This is a genomic window from Moorena sp., assembly GCF_982860115.1.
In genome coordinates this window covers 1-23,975 of the sequence record NZ_CEYLVT010000056.1, presented here as the reverse complement: position 1 = coordinate 23,975, position 23,975 = coordinate 1, and the positions used below count along the sequence as shown (strand labels likewise).

The 23,975-nt window shown below is 44.3% G+C and carries 19 protein-coding genes; 10 read left to right on the top strand and 9 right to left on the bottom strand.

Annotated elements, in window-relative coordinates; genetic code table 11:
• Window positions 1-51: 51 nt before the first annotated feature.
• From AC4II3_RS12220 to AC4II3_RS12205, 4 genes are all read right to left on the bottom strand, one after another.
• Window positions 52-1,119, bottom strand: a complete 1,068-nt coding sequence (locus tag AC4II3_RS12220; protein WP_488011029.1) for a WD40 repeat domain-containing protein — start codon at window positions 1,117-1,119, stop codon at window positions 52-54.
• Window positions 1,116-1,601, bottom strand: coding sequence for a heavy metal-responsive transcriptional regulator (locus AC4II3_RS12215; protein WP_488011031.1), 486 nt, complete (start codon window positions 1,599-1,601; stop codon window positions 1,116-1,118). Before AC4II3_RS12215 ends, AC4II3_RS12220 begins: the two co-directional genes overlap by 4 nt.
• Before the next feature lie 73 nt (window positions 1,602-1,674).
• Window positions 1,675-1,983: a hypothetical protein gene (locus tag AC4II3_RS12210; RefSeq protein WP_488011037.1), complete on the bottom strand. Its 309-nt coding sequence runs from the start codon at window positions 1,981-1,983 to the stop codon at window positions 1,675-1,677.
• 291 nt (window positions 1,984-2,274) lie between these two features.
• On the bottom strand, window positions 2,275-2,445 hold the full coding sequence (locus AC4II3_RS12205) for a hypothetical protein (RefSeq protein WP_488011033.1): 171 nt from the start codon (window positions 2,443-2,445) through the stop codon (window positions 2,275-2,277).
• Window positions 2,446-2,548: 103 nt separating this feature from the next.
• On the opposite strand from AC4II3_RS12205, the gene ald reads away from it, so the two are divergent.
• The 6 genes from ald to AC4II3_RS12175 all read left to right on the top strand — a co-directional run bounded on the left by ald (window position 2,549) and on the right by AC4II3_RS12175 (window position 6,960).
• On the top strand, window positions 2,549-3,640 hold the full coding sequence (gene ald / locus AC4II3_RS12200) for an alanine dehydrogenase (RefSeq protein ID WP_488011035.1): 1,092 nt from the start codon (window positions 2,549-2,551) through the stop codon (window positions 3,638-3,640).
• A 391-nt stretch (window positions 3,641-4,031) separates the two neighbouring features.
• Entirely contained in the window at window positions 4,032-4,643 is a 612-nt protein-coding gene (yqeK, locus tag AC4II3_RS12195) for a bis(5'-nucleosyl)-tetraphosphatase (symmetrical) YqeK (protein WP_488014671.1), read from the top strand.
• A 168-nt stretch (window positions 4,644-4,811) separates the two neighbouring features.
• A complete protein-coding gene (gene rsfS / locus AC4II3_RS12190; protein ID WP_488014657.1) occupies window positions 4,812-5,219 on the top strand; it encodes a ribosome silencing factor in 408 nt (135 codons plus the stop codon).
• A gap of 22 nt (window positions 5,220-5,241) precedes the next feature.
• Window positions 5,242-5,751: a CGLD27 family protein gene (locus AC4II3_RS12185; protein WP_488014673.1), complete on the top strand. Its 510-nt coding sequence runs from the start codon at window positions 5,242-5,244 to the stop codon at window positions 5,749-5,751.
• 45 nt (window positions 5,752-5,796) lie between these two features.
• The gene (locus tag AC4II3_RS12180) at window positions 5,797-6,750 is read left to right on the top strand and encodes an asparaginase (protein WP_488014659.1); all 954 of its coding nucleotides are present in this window, start codon (window positions 5,797-5,799) and stop codon (window positions 6,748-6,750) included.
• 18 nt (window positions 6,751-6,768) lie between these two features.
• Window positions 6,769-6,960, top strand: coding sequence for a hypothetical protein (locus tag AC4II3_RS12175; protein WP_488014661.1), 192 nt, complete (start codon window positions 6,769-6,771; stop codon window positions 6,958-6,960).
• A gap of 734 nt (window positions 6,961-7,694) precedes the next feature.
• Here the strand turns inward: AC4II3_RS12175 and AC4II3_RS12170 are convergent.
• The gene (locus tag AC4II3_RS12170) at window positions 7,695-11,156 is read right to left on the bottom strand and encodes an nSTAND1 domain-containing NTPase (protein ID WP_488029287.1); all 3,462 of its coding nucleotides are present in this window, start codon (window positions 11,154-11,156) and stop codon (window positions 7,695-7,697) included.
• Window positions 11,157-11,237: 81 nt separating this feature from the next.
• Window positions 11,238-11,693: a hypothetical protein gene (locus tag AC4II3_RS12165; RefSeq protein WP_488014667.1), complete on the bottom strand. Its 456-nt coding sequence runs from the start codon at window positions 11,691-11,693 to the stop codon at window positions 11,238-11,240.
• A gap of 390 nt (window positions 11,694-12,083) precedes the next feature.
• Between AC4II3_RS12165 and AC4II3_RS12160 the strand changes: the two genes are divergently transcribed.
• The 3 genes from AC4II3_RS12160 to AC4II3_RS12150 all read left to right on the top strand — a co-directional run bounded on the left by AC4II3_RS12160 (window position 12,084) and on the right by AC4II3_RS12150 (window position 14,023).
• Complete coding sequence (locus tag AC4II3_RS12160; protein ID WP_488014669.1) at window positions 12,084-12,911, top strand: TlyA family RNA methyltransferase; 828 nt, start codon at window positions 12,084-12,086, stop codon at window positions 12,909-12,911.
• Window positions 12,912-13,036: 125 nt separating this feature from the next.
• Complete coding sequence (locus AC4II3_RS12155; RefSeq protein ID WP_488029286.1) at window positions 13,037-13,207, top strand: hypothetical protein; 171 nt, start codon at window positions 13,037-13,039, stop codon at window positions 13,205-13,207.
• An 84-nt stretch (window positions 13,208-13,291) separates the two neighbouring features.
• A complete protein-coding gene (locus AC4II3_RS12150; RefSeq protein ID WP_488029285.1) occupies window positions 13,292-14,023 on the top strand; it encodes a DUF1822 family protein in 732 nt (243 codons plus the stop codon).
• Between the two features lie 127 nt (window positions 14,024-14,150).
• Here AC4II3_RS12150 and AC4II3_RS12145 read toward each other — a convergent pair whose 3' ends face one another.
• The 3 genes from AC4II3_RS12145 to AC4II3_RS12135 form a co-directional block, all read right to left on the bottom strand.
• Complete coding sequence (locus AC4II3_RS12145; protein ID WP_488014326.1) at window positions 14,151-15,125, bottom strand: RpnC/YadD family protein; 975 nt, start codon at window positions 15,123-15,125, stop codon at window positions 14,151-14,153.
• An 80-nt stretch (window positions 15,126-15,205) separates the two neighbouring features.
• Complete coding sequence (locus AC4II3_RS12140; protein ID WP_488014324.1) at window positions 15,206-18,751, bottom strand: WD40 domain-containing protein; 3,546 nt, start codon at window positions 18,749-18,751, stop codon at window positions 15,206-15,208.
• 222 nt (window positions 18,752-18,973) lie between these two features.
• Window positions 18,974-22,426, bottom strand: a complete 3,453-nt coding sequence (locus AC4II3_RS12135) for a GAF domain-containing protein (protein ID WP_488014322.1) — start codon at window positions 22,424-22,426, stop codon at window positions 18,974-18,976.
• 486 nt (window positions 22,427-22,912) lie between these two features.
• Here AC4II3_RS12135 and AC4II3_RS12130 point away from each other — a divergent pair, with 486 nt between their 5' ends.
• The gene (locus tag AC4II3_RS12130; protein ID WP_488014320.1) at window positions 22,913-23,890 is read left to right on the top strand and encodes a phosphate/phosphite/phosphonate ABC transporter substrate-binding protein; all 978 of its coding nucleotides are present in this window, start codon (window positions 22,913-22,915) and stop codon (window positions 23,888-23,890) included.
• Window positions 23,891-23,975 lie beyond the last annotated feature (85 nt).

Below are 23,975 nucleotides of genomic sequence, written 5' to 3'. Positions count from 1 at the left end.
GCTTATGGCTGATAGCTTACCTGTTCCAACCCTACTTTAATTGGTATTTTTTTACTGTCGAGCTACCTCTTTTGTATTAGCCTGCCAAATGTTTATCGTCCGATCAAATCCCCCAGTAGCGAGAAAACGCCCATCCCGACTAAAGGCAACGGATTGTACCCAATCTTGATGTCCAGTCAACCAAGCTATCTCCTTACCAGTGTTCAAATTCCACAACCGAACCCCATCACGACTAGCACTAGCGAGGATTGTGCCATTAACTGGATTAATTGCGATCGCACGAATCTTGCCAGTATGTTTGCTCAAGGTATACTTAAGCTGCCAAGTCCGCGTATCCCAGACCTTAATCTTACCGTCATAACCACTGGTCACTAGGGTTCTACCATTAGGGGTAAAGGCTATAGCACTAGTTATACCTTGATGAGCTCGAATAACGTAAAGCGGTTGTCCCGTGTTCAGATTCCAAATTTTAATCGTGCCATTTTTGAGTCCACTGACTAGGGTTTCGGCCTTGGGATGAAGCGCTAGGGAATAGGTTGGATTATCAAAATTTGCCAGAGTGTAAAGGGGACGTTGGTTTCTGAGGTCCCACACCCGAATACCATCCAATCCCCCAGTCACTAACACCTTACTATCTGAGGTCATAGCTAGGGAAAGCAAATTGCTTCTATGGCCTAGAAAAGTACGGGTATAGTCTCCTGTGTAGTCTTGCTGATTCCATTGCCACAAGTTGACCCCACCATCCTCCCCGACACTAGCCAGAATTGTTCCATCAGCACTAAAAGCCATGTCAGTCACTGAGGTTTGGTGTACTCGCAGGCTATCAATTTCACGACCGTTTTTCAGCCACCATAATTTTAGATGGGCATCACTCCTGCTTCCCCCACTGAGTAGCACTCGCCCACTAGGACTAAATGACAGAGCATCCACAGCGGTAGAATGGGCTTGAATGGTACGCACTAATTGAGGAGTTCTCCAAGATTGAGCCTGGGATGAAGCCATTTCCGGTATAGCTGCAACCATTAGCCCCAGTCTGGATTCCTTAGCGTAGGTGGTACTGGTGACCACTGCCATGAGCCCGAGTACAGTTCCCAATATCGCCAACGGTGTTTTTTTCATTCTGCTTGTTCGCGTAGCGTGGCCTTTTGGCAAAGGTTAGGGCAAATCGTCTTACTTTTCACCGCGTCAGGGGGATGTTCTTGCCAGCCGGAAATTATACCCAACAACTCGGACTTTAGTAGTTCCAATGCTTCTATTTGTTCGGTGATTGCGTCAATTTTGAGCAGTAGATGCTGCTTAACTGCTCCACAAGGTAACTCACCAAAGTCATGGATTTTGAGGATGTCTTGAATCTCACTAAGGCTAAGTCCTAGGGATTGGGCACGTTTTATAAAAGCCAGTCGATTCAGCACCTGCCTCGTAAACAGGCGATAGCCAGAAGGGGAGCGGGTTGTGACTGGCGTAAGCAGACCAATTTCTTCGTAATAGCGAATGGTCTTCACGGGCAACCCGCTATGACTAGCTACCTGACCAATTTTGAGCCAGTCCTCTGATGAATTGGTGACAAGATCATTGGTAATTGGTAATTGGTAACTGACCACTGTTGACTATGCTCTCCCCTCTGTTTCCCCTATTGCCTTAGGGATGAACAGTGTGATCTTGAAACAGCTTGACCTATCGAGGTGGTTGACGTCGATGTGATTGACCCTTGACAGCACTCAACATCGGTAATGGTGGACGGGAAGAACTGGGGGGAAGATACCGCTCCACAGGTTGCTCAGCCAGTTCAGTTTGCTGGCTTTGGCTTTGCCACCAACGGACTGCCACTGCTATTGCTACCATCATCAGTCCGAAACTGAATAATGACCAGCGTCCCCCGACACCACCAATCACAGCATCCACCGCTCCGATAATCACGATGAAGCCTGAGATTGGCTCTTTACGGTAAGCTGACTTCAACACTCGATGCCATAAAGCATTTATCACGGCTTACTACTTACTCTATTTCACAGATTTACTTCTTTTGTAACAGAATAGGTCACAACTGCCCAACTAGAGCACTAACTTAGTTAGGAGACTTCACTGTTACTGAGATATATCTGATATATACAATTCTTCGATATCCCCAGAGCAACCGGGAATTTCAAGATTAATTTTGCCAATCTTACCAACCATGGCAACGCTTATTCTTAAAAGCGCTTACAGGAGCTGGCCAGTAGCTTCAGCGACTCTCCTACTGACCGACTGTCCCACTGACTGACTCTCGAACTAGTTCTACTGTAAGCCTAACCAGGTTAATAAGTCTTGACCAGTAAAGTATTCAATTGCCAGAGTCAAAATAAAACCAATCATGGCAGCTCTACCATTCAAGCGTTCTGCGTAATCATTAAACCCAAACTTAGGTGACTGGATTTGAGGGACTTTAGTGGGTTGGGGTTGCGTCATAGTTAGAAAAGTTGCCAAGCTATAGTGGAGTTACTTAACTTCACTAATTTTAACATTTAGATCACATTTAGATACAGCACCAGTAAGCCAAAGAGGTACAAGCATGGAAATCGGTGTTCCCAAAGAAACGAAAGATCAGGAATTTCGTGTGGGATTAACCCCCAGTAGTGTCAGGGTTTTACAAGAAGCGGGTCATACAGTTTTCGTTGAAACTAATGCTGGCACTGGTGCTGGCTTTACCGATGAAGACTATCAGCGTCAGGGAGCCAAAATTGTCTTAGACGCGGCTGAGGCTTGGAATCGGGAACTGGTAGTCAAAGTAAAAGAACCCCTAGCGCCAGAGTATCCCTTGCTTCAAAAAGGACAGCTGTTGTTTACTTATCTACACTTAGCCGCTGACCGTGCTTTAACTGAGCAGTTGCTGCAATCGGGGGTGATTGCGATCGCATATGAAACGGTAGAACTCCCAGACCACAGCTTACCGCTGCTAACCCCCATGAGCATTATTGCTGGTCGTCTTTCTGTGCAATTTGGAGCCAGATTTCTAGAGCGTCAGCAGGGGGGAAGAGGGGTGCTGTTGGGGGGTATTCCCGGAGTCAGACCAGGTAAGGTGGTAATTCTTGGTGGCGGAGTTGTCGGTACAGAAGCCGCCAAAATAGCTGTGGGGATGGGAGCGAGAGTACAGATTTTTGATATTAACGTTCAACGGTTGGCTTATTTAGAAAGCATCTTTGGCTCAAGAGTGGAACTTCTCTACAGCAATTCAGCAGACATTGAAGCGGCTGTTACTGATGCTGACCTCCTGATTGGGGCAGTGTTAATCCCTGGTCGTCGCGCTCCCATTTTAGTGCCCCGCTCTCTGGTTAAACAAATGGTTAATGGCTCAGTAATTGTAGATGTTGCTGTGGATCAGGGAGGCTGTATTGAAACATTACGACCCACATCCCATACCAATCCCATTTATATCGATGAAGGTGTTGTTCACTATGGGGTACCTAATATGCCTGGAGCTGTTCCCTGCACATCAGCTGTGGCTCTAAACAATAGTACTTTCCCCTACGTACTTAGTTTGGCCAATCAGGGGTTGAGCGCTGTGGAAAATAACCCCGCTTTAGCCAAGGGCGTTAATGTCCAGAATCACCAGTTGGTTCATCCAGCAGTCCGAGAAGTGTTTCGCGATTTAGCTGATAGCTAAGGTTTTTTTTCTATAGCAATCTTAAATGATTGCTATAGCAATTTTCAATTACGTAAGCTACAAATTGGGCTTTAGGGAACAATCAATAGGCAATAGGGAAGAGGTAAAAAATCCTGTGTACCTGATTAGCTAAAAAACTGCTATATAGCAATCCCTGTAGTAATTGTAAGAATTTTTTTTGTCAAGTTCCTGACTCTCGACTCCCGACTCCCGATTCCCGACTCCCGACTCCCGATTCCCTTTCCTTTGAAATTTTATTGCTAAAGTCTTGAGAAAATGTTTTAATAGACATATTAGGTAGTATCCGCTATATAAAGAAAAATTGTTAAACTTTTCTTAAAAAAAATTAGCGAGTGTTACCAATTAAATGTCATAGGAGCTTTTTAAGGTGATGCGTGATCAGGTGTTAACCTGGTTAGCAGATAATGTACCGTCTTCTCGGCTACAGCATATATTGCGGGTTGAACAGATGTCTGTTGAACTCGCCGAGCTTCATCATCTCAATGCTCAGCAGGCAGCTCAAGCAGGGTTGTTGCACGACCTAGCCAAATACTTTAAGCCTGAGCGCTTGTTGCAAATGGCTAGAGATAATGCCATAGAAGTCGATCCAGTCTGTGAAGCCGCTCCTCATTTATTGCATGCAGATGTCAGTGCTATTGTTGCCCAAGAGCAATTTGGAGTCAAAGATGAAGCAGTATTGCAAGCGATCGCTCTCCATACCTTAGGGCGTGAGGGTATGACCCCCCTCAGTTGTGTGGTGTTTATTGCTGATACTATTGAGCCAGGTCGTGGTGATACACCGGATTTACAAGCCTTACGAAATCTCTCTAAGCAAGACCTATACAAAACTGTTTGGTTAGCCTGTGACTACTCTTTAAAATTCCTGCTAGAGAGTCCTCGTCCCATTCACCAACGTATGATATTGACTCGAAACTGGGCTCAACAGATGTCCAGGAAGACAACAGCTAAACGAGAGAGTAAGACAGATTGTGTAAATTCCTAACGTATCATGTGCCTAGCTTTCAGGAATGTTTCGTAAACAGGAGTGTGAGTGTCAAATGAAGAAGCAAAGAAAAGAAATGAAAAGAATTGTACCGCAAGTGATTAAGCACAAGAAAACTTAATTACTATTAGAACAGATTGTTTTGTAAAGCGAGGAATTAAACGCTTAATGAGAGATCAAAATAATAAGCCCTCCACTTTAGTAACCCCTGATACCGAAAACCAGGATGCTAGCTATGGGTTAGCATTAACCGTTGCTCAAGCAGCAGATGACCGCAAGGGTGCAGATATTGTGATTCTGTCGGTCTCAGAGGTATCGTACATCACAGATTACTTTGTAATTGTGACGGGGTTTTCTAGGGTACAGGTCAGGGCAATCTCTCAGTCGATTGAACAGCAAGTAGAAGAGGCATGGAACCGTTTACCTGTGCGAACAGCAGGAAAAGCAGAGGGAATCTGGATACTTCAAGATTACGGTGACGTGATTGTCCATATCTTGCTGCCTGAAGAACGGGAGTTCTATAATCTCGAAGCATTCTGGGGCCACGCGGAGCAGATTGAGTTTCAGGCATCCTAATTGCAGCACTCACAAATAAATAATCATGAAATCTTCCGTTTATGTATGTCCTGTTCCAGAAGAGCAGCAACCCATAAATGAATACCAAGAACTAAGGGAGTCTTGGTTTTTTAACTGGGGAAGGCTGGAACTACCAAATTATGTGATCAAGCTGGCTTGGGTTTGGGGGTTGAGCTGGCTGATTTCAGGGCCAATAGCAGCAGTGAGTTTTCCACCGCAAAAAGCGATAATCAAGTTTCTGCTCTGTGGCGGGGCAGGAGCAAGTATCTTCTTGATTTTAACGTTGCTGCGGCTATACCTGGGTTGGTTCTATGTACGCGATCGCTTGACCAGAGAAACCATCGTCTACGAGGAGTCAGGGTGGTATGATGGTCAAACCTGGACAAAAACCCCAGAAATTTTGGCTCGCGATCGCTTAATTGTTTCTTATGAACTCCAACCAATTTTGCAACGTTTACACTGGACGTTCGGATTTTTGATTATAGTCGTGATTGGTGGCAACATCATTTGGCGTGTGTTATCAGCCACCTAGCTCGATTGCTCCAACTAAGCTATAGGGTAGCTTTAAGTCTAATCCATGACCAGGGGAAAACGTACTAAAACACGAGCCTTAGAAGTCCGTTTACTACGGGAAGGCATTATCGAATCAGTTCATTCAGCTCAAGCAGTTGTGTGTGATGACCGGGGACGGATGTTATATGTTGCGGGTAACCCAGAAACCTCAACATTCATTCGCTCTTCACTCAAACCTTTCCAAGCGTTAGCGGTCACCACCACAGGTACCCTTGAGCGTTACAATCTCACCGACCGAGACTTGGCAATTATCTGTGGTTCCCATCAAGGAACCATGGAGCAGGTAAGGCAGGCCTTTAACATTCTTTGGCGCTCTGATGTTGATCCATCAGCACTACAGTGTCCCATTCCCCCAGGCCAGGAAAGTTCACTGCAACATACCTGTTCCGGTAAACATGCTGGAATGTTGGCTGTTTGCCAACAAAGGCAGTGGCTACTCAAGACCTATTTGGAGTACAACCATCCCGTACAAAAGTTAATCTTAAGCCAAGTGGCGGAGTTGCTACAGATGCCGGAGCAAGAGTTAATTCTCGCTCACGATGACTGTGGCGCTCCCACTTACTTTTTACAACTACGGCAAATGGCCTTATTGTACGCTCAGCTCTCTTCTGGTAATAATCTGGCCATGGAGCGTATTGTCCGTGCCATGATCAGTCATCCCCATATGGTGTCCGGGGATGGGGGATTTGATACAGAACTGATGCGATTATCCGAAGGGGAACTGGTAAGTAAATCCGGAGCACAAGGGGTTCAGTGTATCGGTCGCATTGGCCAGAATATGGGTCTAGCCATTAAAGTCCTCGATGGAGGCAAATCACCTAAGTATGCTGCAGCCATTGCCCTACTCAAGCAAATGGCTTGGATTACCCCTTCCGTGGCAGATACCTTGGAGTCGATGTTTATTAACCTCAGTAAATACAAGCGTTTAGAAGTAGTTGGTGAGTTATCTATGCCTTGAGGGGTGAACTGATAGCGTTTGTATCTCGAAGGCAAAAGGCAAGAGGCAAGAGGCAAGAGTAACCCACCCCTAACCCCTCCCAGGAGGGGAAGGCAAGAGAGGAAAGAGATCCGGGGTTGTATTTTCCCGATTCCCGATTCCCGACTCCCGACTCCCGATTCCCGACTCCCGACTCCCGACTCCCGACTCCCAGAGCACTCTTACAATTAATTTCAGAAATTTCCCATTTCCCCTTGCCACTTTTGGAAATTAGGTGTTATAGTTAAAAAGACGACGCGGGATAGAGCAGCCTGGTAGCTCGTCGGGCTCAACAATCAAGTTAGCTAGACGCTTAATAGCAAGCTTGAGCATGGGCGGCACGAAGATAAATCTCCGTGTGTTTACCTGTCAAATTCGGGGAAGCCTGTAGCGAGGTAATCCCGAGCCAAGCTCCCAAAAGGAGAAGGTGTAGAGACTGGTTAGGCAGGCACCCTAACGTTAAAGGCGAGGGTGAAGGGACAGTCCAGACCACAAACTGGAAGATCCAGGCAACGAAAGTTGTAGTTGGTAAGCATAACCCGAAGGTCGGTGGTTCAAATCCGCCTCCCGCCACTTAATTGAATATCATGAATCCCTGCAAGGTTATCTCTTTGTGGGGTTTTGTGATTTTAGGGAATCGGGAGTGGGGTGTAGGGTGTAGGGTGTAGGGTGTAGGGTGTGGGGAATCGGGAAAAGAATGAATAGCAGTAGAGTGGGCATCCTGCCCGCTCGATAAAGATCCCTGAACGGGCAAGATGCCCATTCTACAAAACTATTAAAATAAAATTATTCCATTATTAAGCAACGCCAAACTTTTGCCTTTTGCCTTGCGCGTTTATCCCCTTGTAGATCAAAACTGTTACAGAAGCTTTCACCCTACAAATATAACGATCTTTATCACTAGCATTAGGGTTTTAAATTGGGTTTTAGTCCATCCCACAAAGTTTACGATCTTCATTGCTAGCACTGGAATTATTTTTCAGGTAATCTTTTAGTCCATTGCAAGCGTATTTGAGGAGTTGATCTCGGTTAAAGTTCCACAACTTCACCGTCTTGTCACTACTTGGAGACGCGAGGTATTTACCATCTCGACTGAAACTGACACCATAGACAATACCCTGATGCCCAGTCAAGGTATCTAGCAATTGCCCCTCTGGTGTCCACAATTTCACGGTCTTGTCCAAACTAGCAGAAGCGAGGTATTTACCATCTCGACTGAAACTGACACCATAGACAATACCCTGATGTCCAGTCAAAGTCTTGAGGAATTCTCCCTCTCGCGTCCACAATTTCACGGTCTTGTCTAAACTAGCAGAAGCGAGGTATTTACCATTCGGGCTGAAGGTGACATGAGTGACCCGAGCCTGATGGCCAGTCAAGGTGTCCACCAGTTTGCCTTCTACTGTCCACAATTTCACAGTTTTGTCATCACTAGATGAAGCCAAGTATTTTCCATCTCGGCTGAAACTGACACCATAGACATAACTCTGATGACCGGTCAAGGTATATAGCAATTGCCCCTCTGGTGTCCACAATTTTACGGTTTTGTCACTACTTGCAGAAGCAAGGTATTTTCCATCTCGACTGAAACTGACACTATTGACTCCATCCTGATGGCCAGTCAAGGTATATAGCAATTTCCCCTCTCGGGTCCATAATTTCACGGTCTTGTCACTACTTGCAGAAGCGAGGTATTTGCCATCTCGACTAAAACTGACACTATTGACATAACCCTGATGACCGGTCAAGGTATCTACCAATTCCCCATCTCGTGTCCACAATTTCACGGTCTTGTCCCGACTAGCGGAAGCGAGGTATTTGCCATCTCGACTAAAACTCACACTATGGACAAAATCTTGATGGCCGGTCAAAGTATCTATCAAGTCCCTCTCTCGCGTCCACAATTTCACGGTCTTGTCCAAGCTAGCAGAAGCGAGATATTTTCCATCCGGACTAAAACTGACACCATAGACATCATCCTGATGGCTGGTCAAGGTATCTACCAATTGCCCCTCTCGCGTCCACAATTTCACGGTCTTGTCCAAGCTAGCAGAAGCGAGATATTTTCCATCCGGACTGAAACTGACACCATAGACAAAACCTTGATGGCCAGTCAAGGTCTTTAGCAATTCCCCCTCTCGCCTCCACAATTTCACAGTATTGTCCCCACTAGCAGAAGCAAGGTATTTCCCATCTCGACTAAAACTGACATCATAGACATAATCCTGATGGCCAGCCAAGGTATCTACCAATTCCCCCTTTCGCGTCCACAATTTCACCGTCTTGTCCCGACTAGCAGAAGCGAGGTATTTCCCATCTCGACTAAAACTGACACTATTGACAGAACCCTGATGGCCGGTCAAGGTCTTTACCAATATTCCCTCTCGCGTCCACAATTTCACTGTTTTGTCATAACTAGCAGAAGCGAGGTATTTACCATCTCGACTGAAACTGACACTATTGACAGAACCCTGATGGCCGGTGAAGGTCTTTACCAATATTCCCTCTCGCGTCCACAATTTCACCGTCTTGTCCAAGCTAGCAGAAGCGAGGTATTTACCATCTCGACTGAAACTGACACTATTGACCAAACCCTGATGGCCGGTGAAGGTCTTTACCAATATTCCCTCTCGCGTCCACAATTTCACTGTCTTATCACTATTTGCAGAAGCGATGTGTTTACCATCTCGACTGAAACTGGCATGTTTTACAAAAGATTTATCCTCAGTAAAATAGTTAATCTCTTTTAGTTTAATTTCACTTACTTGATAAACACTTTGTCGCAACAAGTTTACTCCTTGTATCAAAATGTCTGTTGTTGGTTTATTTGCTTGTTGCAAATCTCTATTTATTCTAATTATCCTTAATTGATTATCTATATTTTTATAATCTGAGCTAGACTTTAATAGTGTAATTTCAGCTTTAATATCCGCATTTTTTTTACCGATTAAAGCTTCAATAAATAACCACAATACTGTTGCTAATAACCCAGAAATAGCCACAGAAAACCCAACCAATCCCCCGATTAGTCTTTGACGCTGACGCTGCTTTTGCTTTTCTTCCCTAACTTGTAACGCTTCACTCAAGCCAATAAACTCTTGTTCAGCTTGGGATAGTTCCTCCCCACGTTCTTGGAGTTTTTCCTGTGCCTGGACTAAAGCAGCTCCCCGCAATAAAAGTCCCTTATCCCGGTTCATCTCTTGCCACTGACCCATAGCTGCTCGGATTCTTTCTTGCCAAGCACGGAATTCTCGGTCTTCTTTCATCCATGCTTTCAGTTGCCCCCAGTTACGAATTAAAGCCTCATGGACAACTTCAACGGTTTCTTGTTCAGCATTTTTAGCACTGGTGACAACGGTGCGACTGGTAACCACTAACCGGGCATCAGCTAATCGTTTAACTAATTTCCAGTTGGTCTCGTTTAATTCTGCTTTGGTAGCTACTCGTCTAGTATCTTCCGTACCTTCACCGGGACGTACTAATTGGATAAATATTCGTCTTACCCGTTCTTGTTCCTCTGGTTTAAATTTACTAAACTCCCGATCAGCATAGCTGGTTAATGCACCAGAAACCTCACCGATTTCTTGATAAGCTTGGTGGGTTAATTGTTTGCTGGTGCGTTTTTTCCAAAGTTCAGTGAGGGCAAATTCCAACAGGGGTAAATGCCCCGGTTCTTTATCGACATCTTTGAGAATGCGTTCCACCAGTCCGCTTTCAAAGCTAACTCCTAATTTTTGGGCTGGCTTTTCAATTACTTCTCTAAGTTCCTCTGGATTCATGGAACGGATTTGAACATTCATCTTGCGCCAGACATCCGCTAAGGGAGGATAGGACAACACATTCTCTAAAAAATCGAGCCGCAGGGTAGTTACTAAAACTGTCGATGAGGAAGATTGTTCAGGACAAGGTTTAAATGTATTGCAGAGAGTATCGAGAAATAGACGACGGATTTTTTCATCCCTACAAAGGGTGTAGAGTTCTTCAAATTGGTCAGCAATTAGTAAAATTCTATGGTTAGGATGATTGCGCTGAATTTCAGCAAAGACATCAGATAAAGGTAAAGGTGATTTATCTTGACTGAAGGATATAGCTAAATTACGAGCTTGGATGATTTTGTCAGTAGAATCTAGATCAGATCTGTATAGAGGAACAAGGGCTTGAGCTAGAGCACGAAAAGGTTTTTCTCCAGGACGAAAAAGGGTAAACAACCAATATTCCTCTTTCAATAATTTCGGCACTAATCCCGCTAGAACTACAGAGGATTTACCACTCCCTGATGCACCTAATACCGGAATAAAGTTACGGGTTTGAGTTGCTTGAAATAGTTCTTCTCTAAAAACATCACGCCCAAAGAAATATTCCGCTTCCTTGGGACTGAAATGAAACAACCCTTGATAAGGGCATGGTAGATTGTCACTAGCTGTAGATTTATCAGAATCAAGGTCAACCTGCTCCCCAGGCGAATTCAGCTAATGTTCCGGAGGATTTTCGTTAATGGTTACCGTATGACCACTACCACTTATAATCACGGTAGCTTTATTATCCTTGTTGTAAGTTACGTCACCACCAGATACCTTGTTGTAAGTTACGTCACCACCAGATACTTGCCAATTTTCCCCTTCTACTTGGTTCAAATTATGGATTTCTCTTGCTAATGCTTTAATCTCCTGAGCAAATTTATCATCTTCTGCCATCGCCTCTTCTAAATATTTAGATACAACTTCTACATCAGTATCTGAACCGTTTTCAGCAGAACGTAAAGCTTTTTCAGCATTGGGATTACCACTTAACTTATCAATAATCTTCTGGCGCAGTTGCTTGGCTTTTTCTAGGGCTGCCTCAGTGAACTTTCTTACTGTAGTTTCCGCAGCTTTCTTCCCGATAAAAGCTAGGGTGGTAATAGCTAGAGCCGATAGAGGTTCCATATCTGATTAAAGAGAAGTAGGGGAAATTAACTAGGAGCACAATGAATAGCTATAGTCTAACGTATTTGTAATCCGGATTAATTTTGATATAATCAAAGGATTTATATGAATTTGCTTAGCTACAGTTTAATAATGGAACTGGGAGACTATAGCCTTTGGGATGCGATCGCATTTAGTACTCAATTCCAGTTTCTGCACCAGGGAAGGTCACACAACAACCGAAACCACAGTATCTCAGTGGTAGACTGCAAAGAGATCACAATAGCAGTCACGAGGCATAAGGCTATTGGCAAAACCCCCCTTCTAACCTTCTAACCCTCTAACCTTCAACCTCCTAACCTTCAACCTCCTAACCTCCTAACCTCCTAACCTCCTAACCTTCCAATCCCATTGGTTAAACAACGACTCGACAAATTATTAGTAGACCTTAACCTGTGTGAATCCCGACAGCGAGCTCAGGTGCTAATTCGTGCGGGTGAAGTAATGGTAGATGGACAAATATTAGATAAGCCAGGAACTGAAATTAAGACCACCGCTCAGATTCAGGTCAAAGAGAAACCCCCTTTTGTATCCAGAGGAGGGCAAAAACTTGCCAAAGCCTTAGAAGTATTTGGGATTTCAGTAAACGGACGCATTTGCCTAGATGGTGGGATTTCCACCGGTGGCTTCACCGACTGCTTGCTAAAAGCTGGAGCAAAACAGGTTTATGGTGTTGATGTGGGATATGGACAAGTTGCCTGGAGTCTGCGCAATGACCAGCGGGTGGTATTGAAAGAACGTACCAACTTACGCTATCTTCAGCCTGCCGACTTGTACGGTGTTTCACCAGTCCCGAATCAGGGTCAAGTCTATGCTGATTTAGGCGTAGTGGATGTGTCGTTTATTTCCTTAACCAAAATTCTTCCTGCTCTGTGGCAACTGCTATCCCCTCCCCGTGAGGTAGTGTTGCTAGTCAAGCCTCAGTTTGAAGTTGGTCGTGACCGTGTCGGGAAAAAGGGAGTAGTCAGGGACCCCCATCACCGTGCAGATGCGATCGCAAACGTTCTAGAATCCGCCAAACAGCTAGGTTGGCAATACAAAGGATTAATCTCCTCTCCCATTACTGGCCCCGCCGGGAATATCGAGTACTTACTTTGGCTAGCCATGAATAGTGTATTACCCTATCCCGATTTAGCAGCAATTAGAGAAATTACCAGCAAAATGAAGAATGAAGAATGAAGAATGAAGAATTTAGAATGAAGAATGAAGAATGAAGAATGAAGAATGAAGAATGAAGAATGGTTAAGGGTTAAGGCAGAATTACCAATTCTTAATTGTACATTCTTATAGCGTTTATCATAGCTATGAGGTACACAATATTTTTAACCTATTGCCTATTGCCTATTGCCTATTGCCTATTGCCTATTGCCTATTGCCTATTGCCTCTTATCTGTTCCCTGCTCCCTGCTCCCTGCTCCCTACAACCCAGACATTTGTATCTCAAAAGTCGTAGAATTTCTATAATTCAAAACTGAGACAAATGAGACAAAAACTGAGACATTTTGCGATTTTCTGGCCATTATTATGAAAATTACAGAGTGTATTGGAGTAACTTGTTAATGTCACACACCACTATTCCAGCAGGACAAATCCAGCAAACAGTTCCCCTTGTTCGCAGAGGTTCCGTAAGGCAAGGGGATGCAGGGTATACTTCGCCCTATTCCCCATTTCCCATTTCTCCTTTCCTCTTTCCTAAGGATAGTTTTAGATTAGACAGTTTTAGATTAGACCCCAGCCCACCACAGCGATCAAAACCAAGTAAAACACCTAGCAAAAAAGTGGTACAACTAAAGCGGTGGTTAGAGGATTGTTTTGATCCAGGTTGGGAAAACGTGAACACTATCTTACAGCCAAACCTAGAGCGAGATTTCAGTTTTAGAAGTGACTCCTTTGAGCAAGCGATGCAGCGCGGTCTTGGGGGTTTCCCCCATGAGCGACTGCATCAAGAAGCTAGTACCAAATTCCATACCACAGCAGGAGTGAGAAGAGGTAAGCTACTCGGTACTGAGATCGGCTGGGGTGATCAGCAAGTAGCTTTATTAGTGGAGCTACATCGGACAGAATCACCCAAAATGAATCTATCCATTGAGCTGCATCCTGCTGGTGGTAGAGACCTTCTCCCCAAAGGTTTACAAATTATGGTGCTAGATGAAGAAGGAATTGTGGTGATTCAAGTCCAAGCCAGAGATACGGAAAATCTTAAGTTGCAAGTGAGTGGCGAAGCAGGAGAATATTTCAGCATTAAGTTGGTTTGGAATGATATCAGTATTACCGAAAATTTCTTAATCTGATTGCTTACAAAGAATGAAGAATGAAGAATGAAGAATGAAGAATGAAGAATGAAAAAAAATCCAATTATAAATTCTAAATCCTAAATTATTAATTCTTCATTCACCATCCCAATAATTTATGAAATTTTCATGTCCCACTTTCCTTAGAACTTTGCTCACCAGAAGCTAGCTGCTGATTAACCACAACTATAAACTCCTCTACAGAAGCAATGGTAATTGCCTGTCTGAGCAACATTGTCAAAATCGAGTCATCCTTAATTTGGTTGATTGTTTCCACCAACTCCCTAGGCACATCTTCAAAACGAACCCGAAGTACTTCCAGCAAAGATTCGCGACCCTTTTGTATAACCCCCTCTTGACGAGCAAGGCGTTCAAAACTAGTAATGTAACGCATACTACTCTCCTCTTCATAACGTCTAATTTCTTCTGTAAAGCCGGTTTGCCAGCTATCGGGTAAACTAATTAGCCAATCAATTAACCGGAATAACTCTAGGATATCTTGCCTGCCATAGCCCCGTTGATACAAACGTTTCGCAACTTGTAATTTAATCTGATATCGTTGCTGAACATCTTGTTTAGTTTGCTGATTGGCTCGATGAGCTGCCACAATTACCGCGAAAGGATTGTTACTTTCTTCCAACACCTGGGACGAATAATCCAGCAGTTTAACAATCGGGAAGCGCAACAACACCTCACACCCCCAAATCGTGTAACTGTATTTATTCGGTCGCCAGGATCTGCTTTCATCAGCTAAAACAGCTAAACTGACTACTTGACGCCGATATTTGTCAAAAATGCGGTAATTGTACACATAAATCCTCTCAGCAAACACGGATTCGTATTGACTTTGGACTTCCACATGAATTAATACCCAGGTTTCCTGGCCATCCCTGCGCCAAACCTTAACTAATTTGTCTGCTTCCCTAGTGCTAATTTCCCCATCCCGCGCTATCTGTTGGAATTCCTTGTCCAGAAATTCATAGCCTTTATCCCAGTCAATGTTTTCCTCAATTTCGGGGAATAAAAATGCCATAAAGGGTTGGAAATATAAGGAAATGGCCTCTTTCCAGGGATTATCGTAGTCTGCACGTTGATTGGTCATTATTCATGGAATAAATTAATAATTAATAATGAAAAAAAATCCAATTCTAAATTCTACATTCTACATTCTAAATTCCCAATTCATCCTATCGCCCCCAAGGTTTTCAGAGTTGCTTTCTGTGCCTCAGTTAACCCTCTAACTCCAGTAATATTCATAGCTTCATAGAGTCTAGGAGTTCTCAGGATTTTCAAACACTCCCCTGTTTCTAAATCCTTGAGCCTTACGGTTTGGTCTTGAGACCCACTCGCCATAATTTGACCATCTACACTGAAGGCGACTGAAGAGACGAGATGGCTATGTCCGGTGCAAATGTCAAGGCACTCCCCTGTGGAAACATCCCAAAGTCTCACCGTTTTGTCAGCACTGCCACTGCTTAGGGTTTTCCCATCGGGACTGAAAGCAACTGACAATACCCAATTGGTATGTCCGGTCAAGGTTTTGCAGCACTTACTCTCACCAATATCCCACAGCTTCACCGTGTGGTCTGTACTGCCACTAGCCAAGAGCTGACCATTGGGACTAAAGGCGACGGAGTGGACTCGATTACTATGTCCGCGCAAAACTCCCACACAGCTTCCGGTCTCACAATTCCATAGCCTGACCGTGTGGTCGGCACTGCCACTGGCTAAGGTTTTCCCGTCATTACTGAATGCTACTGAACATAGTCTATCGGTATGTTCTTGAAACGTTCTGATGCAGTGACCTGTGCTGACATCCCACAGCTTAACCGTGTGGTCGGCACTGCCACTGGCTAAGGTTTTCCCGTCACTACTCAATGCCACTGAAAATACCCAATCAGTATGGCCATGCAGTGTTCTAATGCAGCGACCTGTGCTGACATCCCACAGCCTGATCGTATTGTCTGTACTGCCACTGGCTAAGGTTTTCCTATCACTACTGAATGCCACTGAATAGACAAAGTCAGTATGTCCGGGCAAGGTTCTGATGCAGCTACCAGTACCATAATCCCATACTCTCACTGTGTAGTCGTTACTGCCACTAGCCAGGATTTGACCGTCACTACTAAACGCAATTGGCATTGCCCAATCCGTATTTCCATACCAAGTTTTCAAGCATTGACCGGTTTGATAATCCCATAGCTTCACCTTTTGGTCTAAACTCACACAAACCAGGGTGTTTCCATAAGGACTAAAGGCAACTGAAAATACCTGATTGCTGTGTCCATGCAACGTTTTCAAACATTCATTGGTGCTAGTATCCCAGAGCCTAACGATGTGGTCGCCACCACCACTAGCCAGGGTTTTCCCATCTGGACTAAAGGCGACGGAGTAGACACCACCACTATGTCCTGTGTAAGTTCTTAAGCAGCGACCTGTGCTTACCTCCCAAAACTTCACCGTGTGGTCCCCACTGCCACTGGCTAAGATTTTCCCGTCACTGCTGAATGCCACTGACCCCACGCAATCCCTATGACCGGTGCCAGTATTCAGGCATTCACCAGTGCCACTATCCCAGAATTTCACCGTGTGGTCGTCACTGCTACTGGCTATAGTCTTACCATCTGGACTAAAGGCAACGGATCTAACCCAACTGCTATGTCCGGTGCAAGTGTTGAGACATTCTCCAGTTTTGATATCCCAGAGTTTCAAGGTATGGTCGCCACTGCTACTGACTAGGGTTTGACCATCTGGACTAAAAGCAACTGAACATACCTCATTAGTATGTCCTGTACAAGTCTTCAAGCACTTACCATCACTAACATCCCACAACTTAACGGTGTGATCCGCACTGCAACTGGCTAAGATTTTACCATCATGGCTAAAACCAAGGTCTCGTACCAAATTGGTATGACCCTCACAGATCAAAACTAGTTTACCGCTTGGTACTTCCCACAGGCGAACTTTCCAATCTGTATCACAGGTTGCTAATAGTTTACCATCTGGGCTGAATGCTGCTGATAAAATATTTCCTAAGGTTTCCGTAAATACTGAGCTGGTCAAGTCAGCATGGGCGAAATTGACATTGTGTAATTTAATTCCCTGTAGGTTAGCTTGCCAAACTGTTAGATTAGAAAAGTCATAGTTGGTTAAATCCACCTGTAATTGGCGCAGTATATTAATTATATTGCCGCAGATATATACCGTATCTTGAGTTATTTTTTTAACCGTGGGAGTTGGGGAGCGCAGCATTGAAATAATTTCCAGCAAGTGATTGCTGAGCTGTTTTGTGCAACCAAAACGAGCGAGTAATCTTTCAATAATCGGTTCGAGAATCAGAGAGACTTGACTATCCCGAATATACTCAGGGGCAGTGGCTTTGACTAATGCGTGACTGCGCAACAGAGCAAAATTTTGACTAGTAATTTCCTCAGGAATCTGCTCAATTAATCGATTAACCATGTATTCCATCACTACAGGTTGTTGGGTAAACCCAGCCGAGGTTTTCTCAATTAATGAACGCCGTTGTAAAGACCCTAGAGACTGTAAAATGTCAGGAGCGCATCGGTGGCAGAAAACGTCCTGTTCCAACTCTTTAAAAAAAACCGGTTCGCGATTAATAGCTAGCCAGTACATCAGCTCTTGTTGTGTAGCACTCAGGCGCTGAAACTGCCGGTCTAGCAAATCCCGAATATCATCAAAAATGAATGAGCCTTGCTTTAAAAAATTCAGGAACTGAGCAATATTGCCATAAAAAAAGTCTCTGACCAGACAAGCCACCATTTTTAAGGCTAAAGGATTGCCAGCATAGTGCTCAATTACAGTCAGCCACTGGGTGTCATCCCCAGCAAAATTTCCTTTTTCCTTCAAGATTTCCTGCCCATCAGTTTCTGATAAGCCTTTGAGTGGGAAGCAACGAATAGGTAAGTTTTCCCCCTCCAGGATAATCAAGTCCTGGGGTGGCTCCCGAGAGGTCAGTAATAGACAGCTGTGGTGGGCGGTTTCACCAATACTTCTGAGCAGCTCACCGTATTCAGCATATCCTTCTCGATAACTACCGGTGCGATCGCCACTTTGCAGAATCGACTCAACATTATCTAGAATTAGCAAGCAACGCCCTGCTTGTAAATACCGAATCAATCGCAGAATTTTGCCATCCACAGAGGAGGGTAAATTGGTTTCCTGCTGTCCAGACAAAAATTGAATCAGGTCTGCCAGGAGTTCTTCTAGGGGAGGCGCATTGCGTAGAGTGCGCCAAATAACAAACTCAAATTTATCTTCCAGAAGATGGGCTAAGCTCACAGCCATAGAGGTTTTACCAATTCCCCCCATCCCTAGAAGTGTCACCAGGCGGCAGTTGTCCTGAAGAATCCATTGCTGTAGGGTGTTGAGTTCCTCAGTACGACCGTAGAAATCTCTTAGCTTTGGTGCTTGTCCCCAATCAACACGTTTAATTTGAGCCACAGTAGGACTCTTGCCGTTATTGATTTGATCTGCCTTAATCTGATCTGGCTCAACAACCTTTTCCCAATCAACCCCTACAGCATCACAAATGGCGATGAAGGTGTCACAGCGAATCGGTTGTCTGGCCCAAAATCGGTTTAAGGTTGCCCTAGAGGTTAAGGCACTGCTACACCAAGCTTCTGCGGTTTTGTTCCATCTTTTCAGGCGTCTAGCCCGGTCAAGCAATTTTAGTCCTAATTCAGAAGCTCGCACTGAATTCTTCATAGCGAAATCTGGTTCTGGTCAGTATCCAAGCCAATTGTTATGCCAAACTCTGAGAGTATCATGAAGTCAATCTGAGACAATTCAGATAATAACCTTAAACAAGGGCACAGGTAACTTCGGATCATTGAATAGCAAGGGTTTGAAGAACTTTAAGTTTTTTGAACACAGTTAATATAATTTAATTTGACTATTCAGCTATCAGCTGCTGACGATTTTTTGGTGTTATGAAAAATATTTAAAACCACTAGCCGACTCCTGCAATTCCTGAGCTAGGGCTACAGTTGAGGTTAAGGAACTTGAAATTTGCCTAGAGGAATCAACGGTACGTTCCGAGAATTGGGCGATATCTTTGATCAACATAGCGACGCTCTGAGTGGTTTCGGTTTGGGAAACACTCCCCTGGGAAATGGCTGCCACTAACTGCTCGATCTGGCACGAAGCCGACCTCAGCTGTTTCAGATTCTGCTTAGCTTCCTCAACTCGACCTGTGCCCTTCTCCACCACAGCAGTGCTCTGTTCCATTACTTTCACTAATTGAGAGGTTTCTAGGTCGATCTCATCTACTATCTTGTGAATTTCGTGGGTAGCCTTGATCAATTGGTTGGTAAGCTGATTCACTTCTTTGGCAATCACGACAAAACCCTGAATCCCTTTACCAGACCGCGCAGCCTCAATCTCAGCGTTAATAGCCAAAACATTGGTTTGGACTAAGAGCATGTTGCTCAAGGCGACCACCTTAGCAATCTTCTCGGAAGATTTACCTAGCTGCTTCACTCTTGACGTCGTTTCCCCAATGGTATCTCGCAATTCCAGGATACTATCCTGAGTTAGGTTAATAGCAGTGGTGCTAGCTTCAACAGTGGTTGTAACTCCATCCACTACTCTCGCCGCCTGATCAGCATTCTCAGCCACTGCTTGAATCGAATCGGTGATTTTCTCCACTGAATCCAGGGTGCGAGTGGTTTCTGAAGCCTGCTTAAGAGCATCTTCTGCTAGTTTACCGACTACCACCTCGTTGTTTTCCAGTAAGGTATTGACTTGAACCGCTGAGTTGTTGACCTGGGTTACGATAGTTTGGAAACTCTCAATAATGATGTTAAAACCATCAGCAACTTTACCAATTTCATCCAAAGTCACCTCAGAGCGCACTGTCAGATCTCCTTGTGCTGCCCCTTGCAAATTTTCAAGCATTACCAGCAGTTGCGTCTGGAGTGCTTCTTTTTCCTGTCTTTGTTGTTGAGAAATTCTTTGGGTCTTTTCGAGGAGATTAGCCTGGTCTAGAGCAAAGCCGAATTGAATCGCCACCTGAGTGAAAACGTTGATCTCCGTTTCCTGCCAAGCTCTTGGCTGTGAACATTGATGGGCAGCTAAAAAGCCAATCAAGTTACCTGCCACCAAAATCGGTGCTACTAAACTGGCTTTAGCTCCACGCAATAGAGAAATTTTTCCAAGCCTCTCTACTTGAGACTGCTGGTGCTGGGTCAACTCACCCTCAAGATTTTCAATGGCTAGAACCTGACGTGACTGGTAGTGATCAAGATCCTCTAGGGCAAAATCCAACTCTTCTTTTTGTGTTTGTGGGGTAACAGACCCATCCAGAGTTACTGAAAGGCCAACCATTGAGCCTTTCTGATTCTGTTCGAGGAGGTAAATGATTGTGCGATCGCATGAGAGCGCTGTTTTAATTCCCAGCACCGTAGCTGCGAAAATCTTTTCCCGTTCTAGGGATTCAAGCATACTAGCGGTAATCTCATTCAACCTTTGGGAAATGTCCACCGTGGCTTGCTGCTGTTCTAGGAGCAGGGCTTGGGTGATGGCATCACCAATTTGTCTAGTTAACTGCTGCATTAACTCACGTTCTGACTTCTGCCAACGGTGGGGTTTTGAGCAATCATTCGCGTACAACAAGCCGAAAAGTTCACCCCCAACGATAATTGGCGCAACCAGGCTGGCTACGACACCAAGGCGTTGAAGGAACTGCCCAGGAGCACCAGTTAGAGTAGCTTGTTGAAGGTTCTCGACACTGACAAGCTTCTCCAACTTAAACTTTGTAATTTCCCCAGTCGTGATTGGTTCGTAAATAGTTTGCCCTAGGGCTTGAACCAAACCAGAATTTACCACCTCCGCTGCAATTATCCCGCTTTTGAAGTCAGGATTAAAGCGATAGATAAACACACGGTCTGTCTTGAGGGCAAGGTGTACCCCATAAACGGAAGTTTGTAGGATATTGTCGAAGTTTAAGGATTGCTGAAGCTGGTTGCTGACTAGCGCTAGTGTCCGCGCCTGTTCAGTTTCTTGTTCTTGCTCCTGTAATCGACCTTTGACCCGTGTCACCAGGTTATTAAAAACTTGAGCCAGTAGCTGCGTCTCGGTAGCACCAAGCAGTTCCGCCTGAACGTTCAGGTTCCCTGCAATCACCGCTTTGGCAGTATTAGCCAACTGACCCAAGGGTTTTGCTAACTGACGGGATAGAGCTCTGACTACCAAGGTAATAATAATGCCCAGTACCACGAACAAACTAGCAAAGCCTATTGCCGCCTTTCTACCCGCTGCTCTGAGTTCACTAAGTTTGATCGAGACGGCCAGAGTCCAATTGCTATCAGGAACTGCAACCAATATATAGTGCCTGGTATTATGATCAAAGGTGGCCAGCTTTAAGTTTGGGAACAGTTCTGAATTAGCTGACTTTATTATCAATCCCTTGTGTTGGACTGTTTTCCCACTTTCAACAGCTTCGAGTAAAATTTTCAGGTTCTGTACAACTGCTTGATCCTTTGCCCCGAGCAGTTTCTGTGGCTGGTCTTTACTCTTCCCTTGGTAGATGGTATCTACAACAGCCACAGTGTCGTCTTGTTTCAGGGCTAGTAGCTGCATATATTGAGAATCCCCAATTTCCAAATCCTTTAGCAGGTTTTTAAATATGGTGCTGAAAACCGAGGCAGGCAAAACTCCTCTAACAACCCCTAGGAATTCATCAGTTGCTGGGTCTGTGATCGCTTTGCTGAACTCAATCACGAACCTATTATCAGTGTCATCAAATTTCGTCTTAATCACCTGCTGACTGGGATAATTTTTTGCCGATTGCCACCAGGCTTCATCCCGTTGAACAAAGTCAGGAGTAGGAGTGTTGTAAGCCACGTTAAACCCATGCTTTTCGGTGAAAGATATCTCGGTAAAGTCATGAATTGCTGTAGTTTTACGTAAGTAATAATTGAGAGTTTGATTCGGCTGGATCAACCGGGTAGCGGAGAAAGACTCTTCAACCTCGTAGTAGGGTAATTTGGCAAGGTTTTTAACTTGAGACACTTTGGCGGCAGTGCTAGCTGCTTCAACTACTAGAGGGCTAGCGGCCAATGTAGCAGGTATTCTTTTTGCTTCCTCCAAAAATATATAGAAAACTCTGCCCGCAACTAGGGTTTCACCCTCTAATAGTTGCTCAGCTTGCTGTTGGGAGCTGCGGGAAATAGCACTGTAGCTGAATAGTCCAGCTAGACCTAGAGGGGTTAAAACCGCTGGGAGAATGGTCTTCAATAATTGAGTGCGCAGATCATTACTTTTCCTTTGTGGTTGGGAATTGTTGGGATCGATGGGTTCACTTGATTGCTGTTGTCCATCTTGGCTTATCCCTTGAGGTGTGACAGGTAATTCCCAGGGAAGTTTTCTTGAAAAAGGCATATGACCGTGACCATTATTCCTAGAAGGATAACTATAGCGCTTCTAAACGAGTTGTGAAAATCAAGAAACCAAAAATTATTGGTAGTGCAGGAATAATGACCCATTGATCGTTCACAAGCTATTTAGAATTGCTAGATTGACTCCGGTTTTTAATCTAACCCTATTTATCTAGGAAGTTATCTCAGTCAATTGACTGAATTTTGTTTCTTAAGAGTTACGCCAAGTTACTGACTATACGCTACTGGTAGTAGTGATGTAGTCATAGCTAACTCTACAGGTATAGTTTTTCGGCAATCTTGTGTATCCTCGTAACTGTTCACAGTAAACACTAAGGCTGGCTAGGGTATGTCTAAAACTTCATCGAAAACTTCATCGAAACTTTATCAAAGTATCCATCAATTGAAATAACTCTTGTCAAGGAAAAAATAAGATCTAGTTTAAATTATTTATTCGGATTATTAAGATTTAATAATTTCCTTAGTTTTGATGGTTAAAAATCTAGTAATATCAACAATTTATCAACAGATAATTAATCTGTTGACTGGTGTATCTATTGCTCTTATCCTAGGGCTTACCGCCTGCGAGAAGAAACAGTCTGCAAACCCATCAGTGATACCCGTTGATACTTCCCATCAACAAGTGTCGGACAATACTGTTCGGGTGGGTGTGCTTACCATTGATAGCGTGGATTCTGTCAAACAACGGTATCAGCCACTCCTAAACTACCTCTCTGGGGTGATTAATCGCCCTTTCTCCTTAGTACCTGTTACCCAAGAAAGTCAATTCATTGAAGTAGCCCAAGGTAATTTGCACTTTACCACCAACAATCCTCTGGCAGCTGTGCAAATCCGTAGGCTCTACGATACGGAGTTTCTACTTACCCACTCTCGACCTCAGGTGGGTACAAAATTTGGTGGTCTGATCATCGTCAGAAGCGATAGCAATATCTACAAGCTGAAGGATCTGCCGGGTAAGAAGGCAGCCTGCGTGGCTTTTCAAACGGCGGCGGCTGGCTGCACTTTCCAAATCTATCATCTGCTTCAAAATGGTATTGACCCATTCCTGGACTTCAGCAGTTTTGTAGAAAACAAATCGCAAGACAAGATTGTGCAAGACGTAGTCAACGGCAACATTGATGTTGGATTTATCCGTACAGGTCAATTAGAAAAGATGCTCAACCAAGGCTTGCTGGAAAACCTGGAACAGCTGAGAATCCTAGAGTCAGCTAAGGACAAATTCTTCTATACTCATACCACCGAGCTCTATCCCGAGTGGCCGATTGCGGCGGTTAAGGGTACTGACCCGCAATTAGTGGCAGTAGTGACCGACGCCCTTCTGAATATCCCGGCAAACCATCCAGCTCTGGCAGCTGCTAAGATAGAGAAATTTTTACCGGCAGAGGATTATGGCTCCCTGGATAAACTGATTGAAACCTTGAGGCTAAAAAGTTGGGATGTTAAGTAATAAGTATATAGGTTTTAGGTTTTGGGTTTTGGGTTTTAGGTTTTAGGTTTTAGGTTTTAGGTTTTAGGTTTTAGGTTTTAGGTTT

What these genes read in the sequence shown, in the direction of transcription:
- AC4II3_RS12220 (WP_488011029.1), bottom strand. Translation starts at nt 1,119, where the DNA reads ATGAAAAAAACACCGTTGGCGATATTGGGAACTGTACTCGGGCTCATG.
- AC4II3_RS12205 (WP_488011033.1), bottom strand. Translation starts at nt 2,445, where the DNA reads ATGACGCAACCCCAACCCACTAAAGTCCCTCAAATCCAGTCACCTAAG.
- ald (WP_488011035.1), top strand. Translation starts at nt 2,549, where the DNA reads ATGGAAATCGGTGTTCCCAAAGAAACGAAAGATCAGGAATTTCGTGTG.
- yqeK (WP_488014671.1), top strand. Translation starts at nt 4,032, where the DNA reads ATGCGTGATCAGGTGTTAACCTGGTTAGCAGATAATGTACCGTCTTCT.
- rsfS (WP_488014657.1), top strand. Translation starts at nt 4,812, where the DNA reads ATGAGAGATCAAAATAATAAGCCCTCCACTTTAGTAACCCCTGATACC.
- AC4II3_RS12180 (WP_488014659.1), top strand. Translation starts at nt 5,797, where the DNA reads ATGACCAGGGGAAAACGTACTAAAACACGAGCCTTAGAAGTCCGTTTA.
- AC4II3_RS12165 (WP_488014667.1), bottom strand. Translation starts at nt 11,693, where the DNA reads ATGGAACCTCTATCGGCTCTAGCTATTACCACCCTAGCTTTTATCGGG.
- AC4II3_RS12155 (WP_488029286.1), top strand. Translation starts at nt 13,037, where the DNA reads ATGAGGTACACAATATTTTTAACCTATTGCCTATTGCCTATTGCCTAT.
- AC4II3_RS12150 (WP_488029285.1), top strand. Translation starts at nt 13,292, where the DNA reads ATGTCACACACCACTATTCCAGCAGGACAAATCCAGCAAACAGTTCCC.
- AC4II3_RS12145 (WP_488014326.1), bottom strand. Translation starts at nt 15,125, where the DNA reads ATGACCAATCAACGTGCAGACTACGATAATCCCTGGAAAGAGGCCATT.
- AC4II3_RS12140 (WP_488014324.1), bottom strand. Translation starts at nt 18,751, where the DNA reads ATGAAGAATTCAGTGCGAGCTTCTGAATTAGGACTAAAATTGCTTGAC.
- AC4II3_RS12135 (WP_488014322.1), bottom strand. Translation starts at nt 22,426, where the DNA reads ATGCCTTTTTCAAGAAAACTTCCCTGGGAATTACCTGTCACACCTCAA.
- AC4II3_RS12130 (WP_488014320.1), top strand. Translation starts at nt 22,913, where the DNA reads ATGGTTAAAAATCTAGTAATATCAACAATTTATCAACAGATAATTAAT.